Annotated in this window: 8 protein-coding genes; 6 read left to right on the top strand and 2 right to left on the bottom strand. The window is 52.0% G+C overall.

What is annotated here, in order from left to right:
• Nucleotides 1–3: 3 nt before the first annotated feature.
• A complete protein-coding gene (locus tag BM022_RS07595) occupies nt 4–2,952 on the bottom strand; it encodes a hybrid sensor histidine kinase/response regulator (RefSeq protein WP_091138191.1) in 2,949 nt (982 codons plus the stop codon).
• Between the two features lie 962 nt (nt 2,953–3,914).
• Here BM022_RS07595 and BM022_RS07590 point away from each other — a divergent pair.
• The 3 genes from BM022_RS07590 to BM022_RS07570 all read left to right on the top strand — a co-directional run bounded on the left by BM022_RS07590 (nt 3,915) and on the right by BM022_RS07570 (nt 8,715).
• Nucleotides 3,915–4,241, top strand: a complete 327-nt coding sequence (locus BM022_RS07590) for a hypothetical protein (RefSeq protein WP_091138189.1) — start codon at nt 3,915–3,917, stop codon at nt 4,239–4,241.
• Between the two features lie 1,381 nt (nt 4,242–5,622).
• Nucleotides 5,623–5,892 carry a hypothetical protein gene (locus tag BM022_RS07575; protein ID WP_091138182.1) on the top strand — a complete coding sequence of 90 codons (270 nt, stop codon included), beginning with the start codon at nt 5,623–5,625 and terminating at the stop codon, nt 5,890–5,892.
• A gap of 927 nt (nt 5,893–6,819) precedes the next feature.
• Nucleotides 6,820–8,715, top strand: a complete 1,896-nt coding sequence (locus BM022_RS07570) for a pyruvate kinase (RefSeq protein ID WP_091138181.1) — start codon at nt 6,820–6,822, stop codon at nt 8,713–8,715.
• A 104-nt stretch (nt 8,716–8,819) separates the two neighbouring features.
• On the opposite strand, the gene BM022_RS07565 is transcribed toward BM022_RS07570, so the two are convergent.
• On the bottom strand, nt 8,820–9,539 hold the full coding sequence (locus BM022_RS07565) for a hypothetical protein (RefSeq protein ID WP_091138179.1): 720 nt from the start codon (nt 9,537–9,539) through the stop codon (nt 8,820–8,822).
• A gap of 953 nt (nt 9,540–10,492) precedes the next feature.
• On the opposite strand from BM022_RS07565, the gene BM022_RS07560 reads away from it, so the two are divergent.
• The 3 genes from BM022_RS07560 (at nt 10,493) to BM022_RS07545 (ending at nt 13,200) form a co-directional block, all read left to right on the top strand.
• Nucleotides 10,493–11,359 carry a hypothetical protein gene (locus BM022_RS07560; RefSeq protein ID WP_091138177.1) on the top strand — a complete coding sequence of 289 codons (867 nt, stop codon included), beginning with the start codon at nt 10,493–10,495 and terminating at the stop codon, nt 11,357–11,359.
• A gap of 519 nt (nt 11,360–11,878) precedes the next feature.
• Entirely contained in the window at nt 11,879–12,622 is a 744-nt protein-coding gene (locus BM022_RS07550) for a flagellar brake protein (protein ID WP_091138175.1), read from the top strand.
• Nucleotides 12,623–12,789: 167 nt separating this feature from the next.
• Nucleotides 12,790–13,200, top strand: coding sequence for a hypothetical protein (locus BM022_RS07545; RefSeq protein WP_091138174.1), 411 nt, complete (start codon nt 12,790–12,792; stop codon nt 13,198–13,200).
• Nucleotides 13,201–13,384: the final 184 nt, after the last annotated feature.

Raw genomic sequence — 13,384 nt, 5'->3', positions numbered from 1 at the left:
TTGTTAAGAGGAGCCAAGATATTCATCCAGGGCGGCTATTTCCGCCTCGAAACGTTGGATAACAGTATCCAGCTCTATGTTCGTTTTAGCAGAACAGGCATCTTCCATGCTGGCGCATAACTCTCCGAGCGAGACAGCCCCAACGGAGCGGGCCGAAGACTTGAGCTTGTGCGCCGCCGCTCCGACCTGCGCCGTTTGCCCAGCACGATAGGCCGCTTTTAATTCAGCGCTCGTCTTGGTTGCCGTTTTTCGAAAGCTCAGCAGGCACTCGTTGATTACCGCTGGGTCATTTCCTACCAGTCTTTGGAGAACGGCGATATCGATCAGCCCCGAACCTGTCCGCGCATCGGGAGCGGACGTTGGAGTCGGTAGCGTACCGCTGTACGCCGTTGATTCTGCCGCAGATCTGTCAGGTATCGCAGGTGGGAGCCATTTTTCCAATGCTTTCCTCAAATCCGTTAGCTGAAGTGGTTTGCTCAGGTAATCATCCATTCCTATGGCGCGGCAATGCTCCGCTTCACCCTTAAGCGCGTTGGCAGTGACAGCGATGATGGGAATATGAGTCATCCCGGTTTCGCTGGCTCGGATAGCGGCACACAGCTCATAGCCGTCCATTTCAGGCATGTGCACATCGGTCAGTAGTAACGAGTACCTGCCGGTTTTCCACAGCTCCCATGCTTCCCGCCCGTTGCCCGCCACGGCGATCGCATAACCCAGCAGGGCGAGCTGGCGCCGGATCACCTCCTGATTGGTCTCGTTGTCCTCGGCTACCAGGATTACCTGAGGTCGTTCCCCTGCCTGGATGCGTGGTGAAAGATCTAGAGACGCCTCGTGCGCGGGAAGCGGTTGTTTGGCTTCATCCCGTGTCCTGTTGGCCGCAAGAGCTACCGCCTTGATCAAAGCGCGACGGGGCAACAGGTTCCCATCCACCGTTACAACTCCATTTTCCCGCAAGCGCGGCCAGCGGCGTTTTCCACGGCCGATAACGACAAAACGAAGGTCCAGGTCGGGCCGCTCGCGACCCGCGGCATTGAGGTTATCCAACTGCGGAGCCGTATCTTCAGCATCGATCACCACTACCCACAGACCGGGGGGGCAGTGGCGGATCCACTCCGGGATGGCGGAAAGATCGTGGACGCGCTCCAACTTTGCGTCCCCGCGTTCAAGATAAATGCCAAGATCGGGCGCCAATCCTTTCGCGTCGCCGGCAACGAGACATGACAAGCCGGTGATTTCAGATGTCGTAGCAGATGTGTCGCCTGTGCCCGCTGGCTTTGGCTTGAAAGGCAGGCGGACGGTAAACGTGCTGCCTTGCCCTATCGAACTTTCGACGCTGATTTCTCCCCCCATCAGTTCAACCAGATTACGTGAGATGACCAGTCCCAGCCCGGTTCCGCCGAAGCGCCGGGTCGTCGAAATATCGGCTTGCGTAAAAGGCGTGAATAATTTTTTCTGGGTTTCTTCATTCATGCCAAGGCCATTGTCGACCACCTGGAACTCGACAATTATCCGTTCCGGGTTCTGGTGGGCTAGCAACACGCGCACTGAAACCTTCCCTTGTCGTCGCTGGTTGGCGGAAAATTTTATGGCGTTACTGACCAGATTAAGAAGAACCTGACGCAGCCGCAGCGCATCCCCGACCACTTCGGCAGGAAGGTTGGGTTCGATGAATAAGGTAAGTTCCACGCCCTTCTTCTGAGCGAGTTGGTCCAGGATGCTGCAGGCCTTCTCTGCCACGTCGTCGATGGGAAGCGGCACGTGCTCGATCTGGAGCTTGCCCGCCTCGATTTTTGAAAAATCGAGAATGTCATCAATGATACTCAGTAATGACAAGGCTGATTCGCGCACAAGATCGACCATTTCCACCTGGTCTTTGCGCAGGCTGGTCTCATGCAGCACATCGATCATGCCGATCACGCCGTTCATGGGCGTGCGAATCTCGTGACTCATTGCAGCGAGAAAACTCGATTTGGCTCGGTTCGCCTGCTCCGCGTCGCGCCGGGCATGCTCCAGTTCCGCAGTTCGTGACGCCACCATGGCTTCCAGTTCCCTGTTGTAGCGGTCCCGTTCGAAGTGAGCCGTGGCGACTGTGCGTGAAAGCCGGCCAATCTCATCTTCCGTCGCAAGGTCAAATTGAGGTGTATCGTTCCCCTGGGATGTATTATTCTTGGTATGTCGTTCCAGCAACTCCAAACTTGCTACTTTTCGCCTCACTATAAAATAAGAAAGAACAAACCACACCAGTAGAACCGCCAACGTAAGGAAGACGCCAGCAACGTAAAGCTTTGTGCGTTCTTGGGCAAGATCAATAATATCGCGTGTATGCGCGTCGTTCAGCTCATGAAATTCATTGATAGACCGCGATATTCTCGCCTTGGCCGCATCATATGTCTCGTCGTTCAAGATAAAACGAGCAAGTTCGATGTTGGGCTTGTCCTTGATGACAAAGTGCCCGGCCTCGTCTTGAAAGAGGCCTTTCATTGCGTTCAATGCGGTTCGTTCCGACTGTACCAGCCAATTTGACGTGCTTTCAGCTTCCTCCAATTTAGCGGTCTCCGCCTGCGTGAGCGTAAGATTTTCCCATCGCGTACGCATGGAGATTTTTGTACTTTCATACTCTGCACGAAAATTGGGATCCCCGATGGCGAGATCCCAGTAACCTCGTTCGTAGTTGCGTGGCGTTGCCAGGTCGCCGTTGCGGATGGCAAGCGTTTGCCAATACATGTGCTCGAACTTCGGATTTCCGGTAGTGGCGAAGCTGCGAGCCAAACGTGTCAGGTTATCGGAGGATTGCCGCAGCCCGTCCGCAACACGGGAGGAGGCATGACGGGCATCCTGCGCATGCGTAAGCTTGCGCTGCTCATTGAAGCGGAGTGTGACAAACAGTGTAAGCAGAAGAATGAGAAAACCCGTTACAAGGTAAAAGATGTGGCTCAATTTGCGGATCGTCATATGAAATCCTGCCGATTAATCGAGCTAATGATGTGCAACATATAAGAATCACCAAGAGTCCCTGACAGTGCGTGCTGACGCGATGTGTGGCGAACTTTCGCTGCGAATCCCTTGGTAAATGGTCGGCGCGCTCTGCAAATGAATCACATTCAGTTAACGGTTATTCCGCCGTTTTCTTTGTCGCAGCGGCCAAATAAATCAGGCCGTGTGGTACGGGTAGTAACAAAGCCTCCGATAGTATCTCCGCAGCGAGTATTGAAAGGGCGGGCATGACCGAGGCTCGACCAAAAGCGGTCAACCAAATGCCACGTAGGTCCAAGCATAGGCTTGTCTCGGCAGCGGCGATTACGGATCAGATGGCCTTCAGCCCGGTGGCTTTGCTGAAAACATTCAAGGTCATTTTTTTCGTCCGTTCCCTTGGGCTAATTCGGACCCATGCTACCCTGCCTCCGCCATGGGGTCCGTCCGCAAAAGCCCCTTGTACCGGGCGAAACTTATCCGGATTTTCCGGATCTCGGTTTGTTCAACTGTAGGTCCATCTTATGCTCGAAAAATGGGGGCTTTTTAACAAACAGCGATGTAAAAACCCGTCAAATCCGAGCGCGGGAAATCTGGCAGGAAAGATTTGAATAATACGTTTATTCGGCGGCGGGCCAACGGAAGGGTCGAGCCGGCAATACGGAGATAACCATCGGGAAGGATGGTCTGCTCCGTCAATATGGTTGCGGCGTTTCATATAACGATTCTTGTTTTTAAAGGCCGCCGGGCGCAATATTGAAAACTGCGGTGCTACCGGATACCCGTACCACAGTTTCAGGGCAATATGCTGGAATCGCCCCGAAGCAGCAGGATGAAATGAACTACGGAATTTGGTAGAACTGAGACGCCGCGGTGTGAATGGCCGGTACGCTGGCGGGTGTGTCCGCCTAATATCAACACTTAATTCGAGGGATATTATGAGAATGTGGTGGATTGCAACTGTTCTTTTCGTAGGCTTTTCGAGCTCCAGCATCGCAGCTGAACAGGATTATCGACTCTGTACCGTAGGGGGCTATTTTTCCGGCACCCACGATAAGTTCTTAAGTGGACTGGCCGCTCATATTGCAGAAAAGAAAAAAATCTTCGGCAATCCCATATGTAATGCGGCATGGGAAAATGCATTCAGAATCGGAGAAAAACTATACAAAACAGGAAGGGTTCAAGATCAGGCAGAGGGCGAAATAATTCACCAGGCAGCCGCATTCAGTTCAAAGGTATACGACGCCATTAGCGCTCGGATTGATTTTTAAGATTCGTTCGGGGAAGAGATGCGTGGGCTTACAACAGGACTTTAACAAGTTCTCGTCAAGCCGATGCCGGACGGGGCGCAGAGGGATTTCGCTTTGCTATATACTTCCTCCGCATCTGTTTCCATAAAAATAGCTGGGAATCGCATTACCGCGCAGCGTCGCTTCGTCCGTTCGACACCGGGAACGGCAAGCTTTTACACACAAATTGGCCCGCCAACAATAGATCGGAACCAATCCGGCGTTTCCGCCAAGGAGCCCCGGAAACACCGGATTACCGGCGGCCTGCCTACCTGGTCGGATCTTAAAGAAACAGACCGTAGTTAATCCCCTCCTGAGGTGCTCGAGCCTTGCGAGGAACTCGATCCCATCCCAGTGGACCGTCCGGTGGAGCTTGATCCTTGCGACATTGAGTAATCGCTTGCTGAATCTTTTCCATACGCGTGAAATCCCGAACCTTGCGACTGCGCATAGTCGGCCGATTGGTCTTTTCCATACGTATGTGAGCCTGATCCTTGCGAGATTGCATAGTCCCGTGCTGCATCTTTACCGTATGTGTGCGCGGCCGGGCTCGACATGGAGCTGCCCGGTTTTTTGGCGGTTTTGGCGGTGGAGCTTTGAGCATGCACCATGCCCGTAACGCCGAACATAACGCTGGCAATCAGGATCGATCGAGTTGTATTTTTTAAAGCCGAAGTATTTTTCATAGCCGTTCCCCGTTTCAATCCAGCAAAATTGCTGTATTAAAATGATACGCTAGCCCAAGAGTTGTTCCGTACGTTGTCGCACCAAGCACATGGTCTAAACACCCCATCATGGGCTCGCCGCTAACGCTTCGCTCCCTCGCAATCCAATGGTCTGATGACTTCGTTCAGGCCACGCGCGACCCTTTTTGGCAGAGTATGAGACGCTTTGGCGTCTCGTTACGTTAGCAGTTATAGGGAGACGCAATGCTCCTCTCTACCGACCAACGAATATATTTCTCCAATCGTAACTGCTGCTGGTTGAAGACATCGCGAATCCCTAGCGCTGAAGGCGATTATTGAGACTTCACATGAAGTCTCTTTCGCGCATAAGGCAGCTCGCACTTCGTACGCGCGGGCATCGATCAGTCATCATCTGCCGTGTAAACAAGCTCAGCATTACCGACAGCTAAATGGACAAAAAAACCTTTCCTTTTCGCTCCCTTCCTATTAACGGTAATGCATGGATCGGTGCGTTAGCGCACCGAATATATCGAAGAGCATTCGTATTGTTTATGAACGTTGTGGGAAACCAGGCGAAAGGTCTGCTCGGCGCAGGATTCAAAGAACATGCTTACCACGCACCAAAACGGGCGATCGATGTTTTTATCTATCACGTAGCTCACTAATAGGAGCCTGAAATGAACAAACTCATATCGACTGTTATTCTCGCCGCCTTTACGGCTGTTTGTAGCTTCGGCGTGTCCGCTGAATCGCATGACAAGGGCAAGGAAACGACGACGAGCACCGGGTCCAGCAAAAAGGACGGGGACAAATATTATGGGAAACAGCCAAGCTCAACCAGCGAGATCATGCGCGAAAAGGTACCCGACGATGTGCCGCCGGGGGTGAAATACGAATACAGAGATCAGGAAGTAATGGACAAGAAACCGTACAAGGAGAAAAAATAGTATCTTCGTTTTTGGTGGACTGAAGCAGGGTCGGGAATTCTCGAATGAAAGCGGACTTGCAGGTTTCCGGCCCCGCTCATGTTCAGGTTGGGAACTAAAGGATACCGTCATACAGCGCAGCCGCGCGCCAATGGTGTCCGGATCCAGAATGACGTAGTTGGGCAGGTTGGAAAACATTTTGGCCGTATGGTCGTGCTACAGTCCTGTTCCAGAATCCCGCGCATGCGGTGCGAGCCCTCCGCCCTCTGCAATCTTGCACTGAAGATACACCCTGTTATCCCGCCGGGGAGCGATAATAAGAAACAGAAACCGCTAGCTGTACCGGTAACGGATACAATATCCGTAATCGGAATCGGAAGATCAAATGCAGGACCCGCGCGGGTGACGGTACGCGGGTGATGGTCTGCGCACAGAAGAATCAGCATCTGCGACTGCATCAATCAATCTCTTCAAACGGTCCTGCTACCATAACAGGACCAAATCTCCTGATTCTTCCTAAAGCGGAACCGTAGGGCTAACCCCCGGCTCCTGCAACAGTAACAGGAAAGAGCAATTTTCCCATTCCCGTAACAGAAACGGACACCCTCAGTGATCCGGCCCAGTGATCCCGCGAGGTAACTGTTCTGGCGTCTGGCAGGTGAGTACCGGCGGCGCCGGGCACTACTCAAGTCGATGGCAGAAAATTCGACCACGGGCTATTCCCGTGGGGTTGGTCTATAGGCGAAAGGGTAAGTACTTCAGTGGTGAGACTTTAAAGAGATGGAAAAAAAGACCCCCCATAACTGGGGGCCATACTCGAACGCTATCTGGATAAGCCTCTGATTCTTATAATGATTGATTAGAAAAAACGACGTTGACGCGCGGGTTTATTGTCATATCTTTGCAACAATGCAATGACAATATTTCCGACCCCTATGGAGAGCTAGCATGAACCCGTCCCGCCCAGACCGGCAAACCTCTTCATCTAAGCGTAGCAAAAAAAATTCTTACGCGGATTTGTTGCGGGAATTGACGGCCCTGCGACAGGACCTTATGACCTTGGAAAGCGAATCCGCCGAGATCTTGGAGAAGGTGGCGGCGCGCCATCGGCCCAGCGCCGCCAATCTGATTCATTATTTGGGCTTGCGGCGGCGCGATATACGTCCCTTGCAGGAAAAACTCGCGGCGGCTGGATTATCGTCCCTGGGACGTGCGGAGTCCCATGTCCTTCACAATCTGGACGCCATCATCACACTCTTGGAATGTGTTTTGGGTAAGCAGTCATCGCAATTCTACTCTTCCCTCGCCGATTCTCCGGCAACGGGACCCGCGCCGCTGGAAGCCAACACTTATAACCTTCTTGGTAAACCTCCGGCACAGAGGCGCGTTCGCATTCTGGTCACATTGCCCGGCGAGGCAGCGGACGACTATTCCCTGATCAAAAAAATGATCCTGCAAGGGATGGACTGCGCGCGTATCAATTGCGCGCACGACGACATGAGCGTTTGGATGCGCTTGCTCCGACAGATCAAGCGGGCGCGTCGTGAAACGGGACGTCAGTGCCGCATCCTGATGGATTTGGGTGGCCCTAAACTACGTACTGGCGAAATCGCGTCTGGGCACGCGGTACTCAAATGGCGTCCGAAACGCGACGCGTACGGCAAAGTGCTCCGGCCTGCTCGCATCTGGTTGTATCCCGAGGAGCAAGCCGCTTCCTGCGTCGAAGCTGATGCTTGCATTCCAGTCAAGGGAAACTGGCTAGCGCAGGTAATGGCAGGCGACAATATTGAATTCACCGACGCTAGAGGTAAGTTGCGCAGCATACAAGTCGTTGGGCAGGCGAGCTTTGGTTGCTGGGGAGAGTCTTCCCAAACTGCATATGTCAAGCCTGGCCTGTCGCTTGACCTGTTGCGAGCACCAGACCCCGGGGCCGCACGGGGGATACATCATGACTATGCCGGAGAGATAGGTGTGGTTCCCGAAATGGCGGGAATTATTCGGCTTTATCGCGGCGACAGCCTCATTATAACGCGTGACTCGATTCCAGGGCGTCCCGCTCAGTTCGACGATGGCGGTCGGATGTTACGTGCCGCCAGTATTGCTTGTTCTCTACCAGAAGTCTTCGCAGGTGTTCGCCCAGGTGAGCGGATTCTGATCGATGATGGCCGTATCGGCGGAGTAATTCGCGACGTCAACGCTGGCGAGATTAGGGTTGAGATCACCCAGGCTCGTGATTGCGGAGAAAAGCTGCTGGCTGACAAGGGCATCAATCTGCCGGATAGCGATCTTGATCTGGATGGCCTGACAGTCCAGGACATAATCGACCTAAAATTTGTCGCCCGTCACGCGGATATGGTTGGACTTTCCTTCGTGCGAAAGCCCTCGGATATCGCATTGTTGCAGCAACAGCTGAAACGGCTTGATGCCGAAAAGCTGGGAATCGTGATCAAGATTGAGACACGTACCGCTTTCGAGCAATTGCCGGAGCTGATATTTTCTCTCCTCGGCTCACCGGTCGCTGGGGTCATGATCGCGCGTGGCGATCTGGCCGTGGAATGTGGTTATGAACGACTGGCCGAGTTGCAAGAGGAAATTTTATGGCTGGCCGAGGCCGCGCACCTTCCCGTAATTTGGGCTACTCAGGTTCTGGAAGGGTTGGTCAAAACAGGCAGGCCGAGTCGCGCCGAAGTTACTGATGCTGCGATGGGAGAGCGTGCCGAGTGTGTCATGCTCAACAAAGGGCCGCACATTATAGAGGCGATCCAGATGTTGGATAGCATCCTGCAACGCATGCAGGGGCACCAGTGGAAAAAACGTTCATTGCTACGGCGCCTGCATTGGTAACGCTATAAACCCGCGATTCAGGTCAGGACAAAACAAGGTTCATGCGAAGGTACTGATTTGAAAGGGGGTAAACGTGTACTGGATTTACCCCCACACCTAATTTCCTAGGGACAATTGCCACGTTCAGTACTAAAAGAAGTGGCGCGAAACGAGGGAAGAGACATATTGTTATGCTGCTCCAGATAATATGGAGCCTTAGTGCCGGGGCTAGCGGTGTCGACTTCTCTCATACCAACCACGCCGCGATGGGGCTGACTCAACGTGATGCAGTAGCGCCTCATTGCAGGATACGTAAAGGAATCCCAAACGGGTACCATCTTTACCCCAGGGGGAGTACCACGATAAAGGACTAAATTACCATCGTTCTTTATGGCCAAATAATAATCCGATGGTGCGGATCGTACAGTTGAAACGAAAACAGCCCGCGATGGATCGCCATAAAACTTGCCATCGGTTCCTTGCTTGATCCCTTTCTCTTTATATATCACGAAACGCCCATCCGGCTGGACTAAGAGACCCGCCTTGCGATTATCCCGCGTTCCACTATTCCAATAATCGGATTTAGAATCGATGTGGTGGGTTTCGTACACCACAAAATTTCCATCAGGCTGAAGCACAGCCATATATTGCTTGTTCGGGGAGACCAGGCACTCGCCCGGTTTAATAAAATAATTGGTATCAGCCGTGGCGTTAACATAAGTACCGACGTCAGGAACAACTTCCCCGATCTCTTTAGTACATGGCGCGGATGGTGCCGCCACCGCCGGAAAATTTACTAACGCCAAGATCAGAAGAGACCCGAACCCACCGAATTTCATTTTCATTTTGATCTCCTATCATTCTTGTTTAAAGAAACGCATCTATTGGACAATTGATACACATCCGTCAGTGATGCTGAAAAAAGGGTGATACAGAATTAATAATAGGTTATTAATTCTATAAGTGCAGGGATTGGTTAATTATTTAAATCGTTAAAACCAATTAGCGAGAATACAATTATTTTCCCCTTCGTCTTACCCGTTACCCGGCCAGTGCGACATACTGATCTGCTTTAGGAAAACCGGATCAGTCATCTTGTTGCAGCGACTGATCAGTACTTCGCTGATCTACGGCACGCGCTCTCGTCGCTTGCCTTCATCCTCGGTCGGGCTCCGGAATCACATGTGGTGGCTCACACACGCAATATTTGCAGGTGGTTTCTTCCTTCTGAGCGATGGTGTCATCTCCGGCTTTTCGCACTAGACGTTCATCGCCACCATCTATAGCCCAGGAAGAACTCACGAGGCGTCTTGCTGAGTGGTGACGCGCACTGAAGCGGGCTACAGGAACTGCAGCGCACCAACCAGATACTTGAACATCTGGCCGAACCGTTTCAAAGGTCAGGGATTGCAGCCGTCAAGATTGCCGCCATGCATGATAATGTCTTACAAACGTCTCCAGAATCGTAACCCTACGATCATCTTCCGTGCCGCTGCCGGCCGTAGCTTATCTCGCGTAGCCAGGATTTGGCCTGATTGAACTTCTATTCGCGGGTCTGCACCTTTGCACTTGCGACTAGCATCATTCCGGCGTCCGCTTCACTGCCGCGCCGTATTTTCGTTAAAGAAAAAACAAAGGTTTGCCGATAACACAGTCTGGAAGCCCGCCTTCCCTTGCTCGTTCACGTGTCACGAGGCAGCTAACGGCCCTTTTTCCAGGAGGTACTTGTGCTGCATGTCAGCCGCGGCGTAGTGCGGTTTTTATTCAGTTCCCTAAACGTTTTAATGGTGCCCAGAACATGAAAAATATCATCGACTATATCGAAACCGCGAGAAATGAATTTGAGAGACATCCGTTTTTCACGCAGTTTCTATCCGACACCGACTTGCCGGGAGAAAAACGCCTATCCTGGGCTCCCAGCACCATTCCTTTTATCATGGCGTACGCTGATCTGAACACCTACGTCTTCCGAAAAGAAAAGCCCGGCGGCGTTGCTGACCCCATTCAGGCCATGTTGAATGCTCACACGTATGAGGAGGATTTCCATTGGCAATGGTTGTTGCGCGACCTCGATAAGGTCAACGCCGACATGAAGATGCCTCTTTCCGACGCCACCCGAGTCTTATGGGGTGCCGGATTTGAACATTCCCGCCGGTTGTCTCTGGAACTGACCGCAACAGCGACACAGTTGGAATCCTATGGTTTGTTCGCGTTGATGGAGGCGATTGAAGCTGTGTCAATAGTCCTCTTCAGAAGCTGCCAAGGCATCACTATGCAAAACGGCGAAGAATGCGAATTCTTTGGCACGAAGCACTATATCGCGGAATCGTCACACGCAATCAATGGTCCCGGGTTCGCCGATTTAGATCTTCCGGCTCTTAACGACGACGAACGCGAGAAAGCAGAGGTGGTTGTCGATCGTGTCTTCAGGCTATTTAACGACTGGGTGGATTCACTGTTGCAATACGCGCGTAACGTCGATGAGCATTCCGTCTCTTATGAACAAATGATCATTCAAAGCAAAAGAATGGGCCCCGCCGAGCCTGTCAGTTATTTTGTATGGGAAGGTCATGAGATGATCTCGAAAGGGAAACAACATGACAAATACGATGAACATCAAGAGCAGGAAGACCAAAGCGAAGGCGTCCAAGCTATTCCCGGATGAACTGATTGATTAACTGCTGGCCCAGTTCAAGAACAAGGATGCCGAATCGATTCCGGGAGAATCCGGGCTGGCCGGCGAGCTCAAGAAACAATTGGCCGGGCGCACGCTGGCCGCGGAACGACCCCTCACCATTGAGGCACCAGTCCGAAGACGTTCATTACTCCCGGTGGACTCTTGTAGCCGTGCAGCAGACCCTCGCAACAGATGCATGTCAGTCTGTTCTGATTGTTCGTGCGGAGCCTGCAAAACATCACACGGTACAAGAGCTGACGAAGACCCGGAACGACGTTTAAGTGCGCTAGAAGCCATTCAGAGAGGAAAAGAATGAATAGGAATGAGCGTTTCAAAATTTTTGCCATATCGACGCTTTAATTCTCCCCCCATTACTGCCGTTATTACCCTCCATGGCACACCTTGTGCAAACCATACTGCAGGGAGGCTTCTAAAGCCAGCCTTTAAAGCAACGTAATCGTTATATTCAACATAAATCGGCAATCCCGGTCAGCAGAGAGCAAGTTCATGCTAAAACAGGAAAACAAACCCGAGGTCCTTGATAGCAATGAGAAATACCGTACCCATTCCAAAATCGCAATTCTCTCTGTACTTCGCCTAATGGTGCGGAGCCGTTCGCTTGCCACTTGTTACTTTGGCGAGAGCGGCAGCTTTTTTCTGACCACCATCTTAAGCGTAGATGCCCATCAAAATGAAATGGTTATGGACTGCGGCGCGGATGGCTTAGTCAATGAGAAAGCGCTCAAAACCAGCGACTTGAGTATCGTCGCATTCCCCAACAAGGTGAAGATCCAGTTCATGTGCCAGAAACTGCGTAAAACCTTGTTTGAAGGCAAGGAGGCTTTCCTTGCTGAAGTACCGGAAAGCCTTCTCCAGATCCAGAAAAGAGAGTATTACCGGATTGCGACGCCTATCGTCTCGCCGGTGAAGTGCGTCATTCCTTTGCTCCAAAATATATCGGCTTCTTCAGTGGACGTTGTTCTGCAGAATATCAGTTGTGGTGGAATGGCGTTCCTGGACTATGGATGCGAAGTCGTCTTCGAAAAAGGTCCCATCTACCCCAATTGCCGCATCATGCTTCCTGAAATGGGCACCCTCAAGGCCAGCGTCCGGGTAACGCGCGTCGAGCTCCAGCGGGTGAATGATATCCCCCGCCAGCGTGTCAGTTGTGAATATGTCGACGTAGACGATATTACCCTATCGTTAATTCAACGCTACATCAACAAGCTTGAAGTAGAGAAGAGAAAGTAATCCTGCACTTCTTTCCCCCTCATTGATCAGAGAGAGTTCTCTCGCTAATCGCCGCGTAGAAGGGCCAAGAAGCATGGGCTTGCTACCGATGCATGATAAAAAAATTCAGCCAGTTTTCCTCGAGGTTCGAGAAATAAGTCTAGAATATGACAACAGGATTTCGGGTAATGGACAAAAATGATCAGGTGTCGCATATGAAGACCTTGAGCGATGATGTGCTTCGCAAGATTGGGCCCAATGTGCTGCTGTTCCAGGCAATCGAGAGATTGCTAAAATTGCTGATAGCTAATCACCATGCAGACGGCACCACAATTGATTTTGTGGAGCGCCGCGCGAAGCGGGCGGAAAAAATCGAGACGCAGATGATGGGCAAGCTGATCAGGCAGTATGGCGACGCCATCCTGTCAGATGCAGGTGAGCCCCGAAAGGAGACGGAAGAGATTACGCAACCGCGGATGTCGTTCACCTTCACAAGCACTGGCCACAGCGACTTTCGCATGTCCAAATGTGCCAATTTAGAGCTGATGGGGCGTGAGCGTAACGATCTGATACATCACTTTCTGCCGGGCCCTTTGTGAGCAGGACGCGTAGCCTCAAAGGTATCCCGGTCCCCTAGGCGCTCGATAGGGGTAACGACGTAACGGTGACGACTGCTAGATACAGATATAGGTACAGAGAAGACAAAACGTATAGAAGCGGCAGAGGGGATACAGTTCACCTCAAGTGCCCCAACAGTGTCCCACGCGGCGCATGATACCAAGT

Origin of the sequence: Nitrosospira sp. Nsp14, assembly GCF_900113575.1 — a bacterium.
GTDB lineage: Bacteria > Pseudomonadota > Gammaproteobacteria > Burkholderiales > Nitrosomonadaceae > Nitrosospira.
Note: the sequence above shows the minus strand (reverse complement) of the source record. Positions and strands in the feature narration are given on the sequence as shown.

Bases quoted from the DNA above. Each gene is read 5' to 3' on its own strand.
- BM022_RS07550 (WP_091138175.1), top strand. From the start codon at position 11,879: ATGCTAAAACAGGAAAACAAACCCGAGGTCCTTGATAGCAATGAGAAA.
- BM022_RS07590 (WP_091138189.1), top strand. From the start codon at position 3,915: ATGTGGTGGATTGCAACTGTTCTTTTCGTAGGCTTTTCGAGCTCCAGC.
- BM022_RS07570 (WP_091138181.1), top strand. From the start codon at position 6,820: ATGAACCCGTCCCGCCCAGACCGGCAAACCTCTTCATCTAAGCGTAGC.
- BM022_RS07595 (WP_091138191.1), bottom strand. From the start codon at position 2,952: ATGACGATCCGCAAATTGAGCCACATCTTTTACCTTGTAACGGGTTTT.
- BM022_RS07575 (WP_091138182.1), top strand. From the start codon at position 5,623: ATGAACAAACTCATATCGACTGTTATTCTCGCCGCCTTTACGGCTGTT.
- BM022_RS07545 (WP_091138174.1), top strand. From the start codon at position 12,790: ATGGACAAAAATGATCAGGTGTCGCATATGAAGACCTTGAGCGATGAT.
- BM022_RS07565 (WP_091138179.1), bottom strand. From the start codon at position 9,539: ATGAAAATGAAATTCGGTGGGTTCGGGTCTCTTCTGATCTTGGCGTTA.
- BM022_RS07560 (WP_091138177.1), top strand. From the start codon at position 10,493: ATGAAAAATATCATCGACTATATCGAAACCGCGAGAAATGAATTTGAG.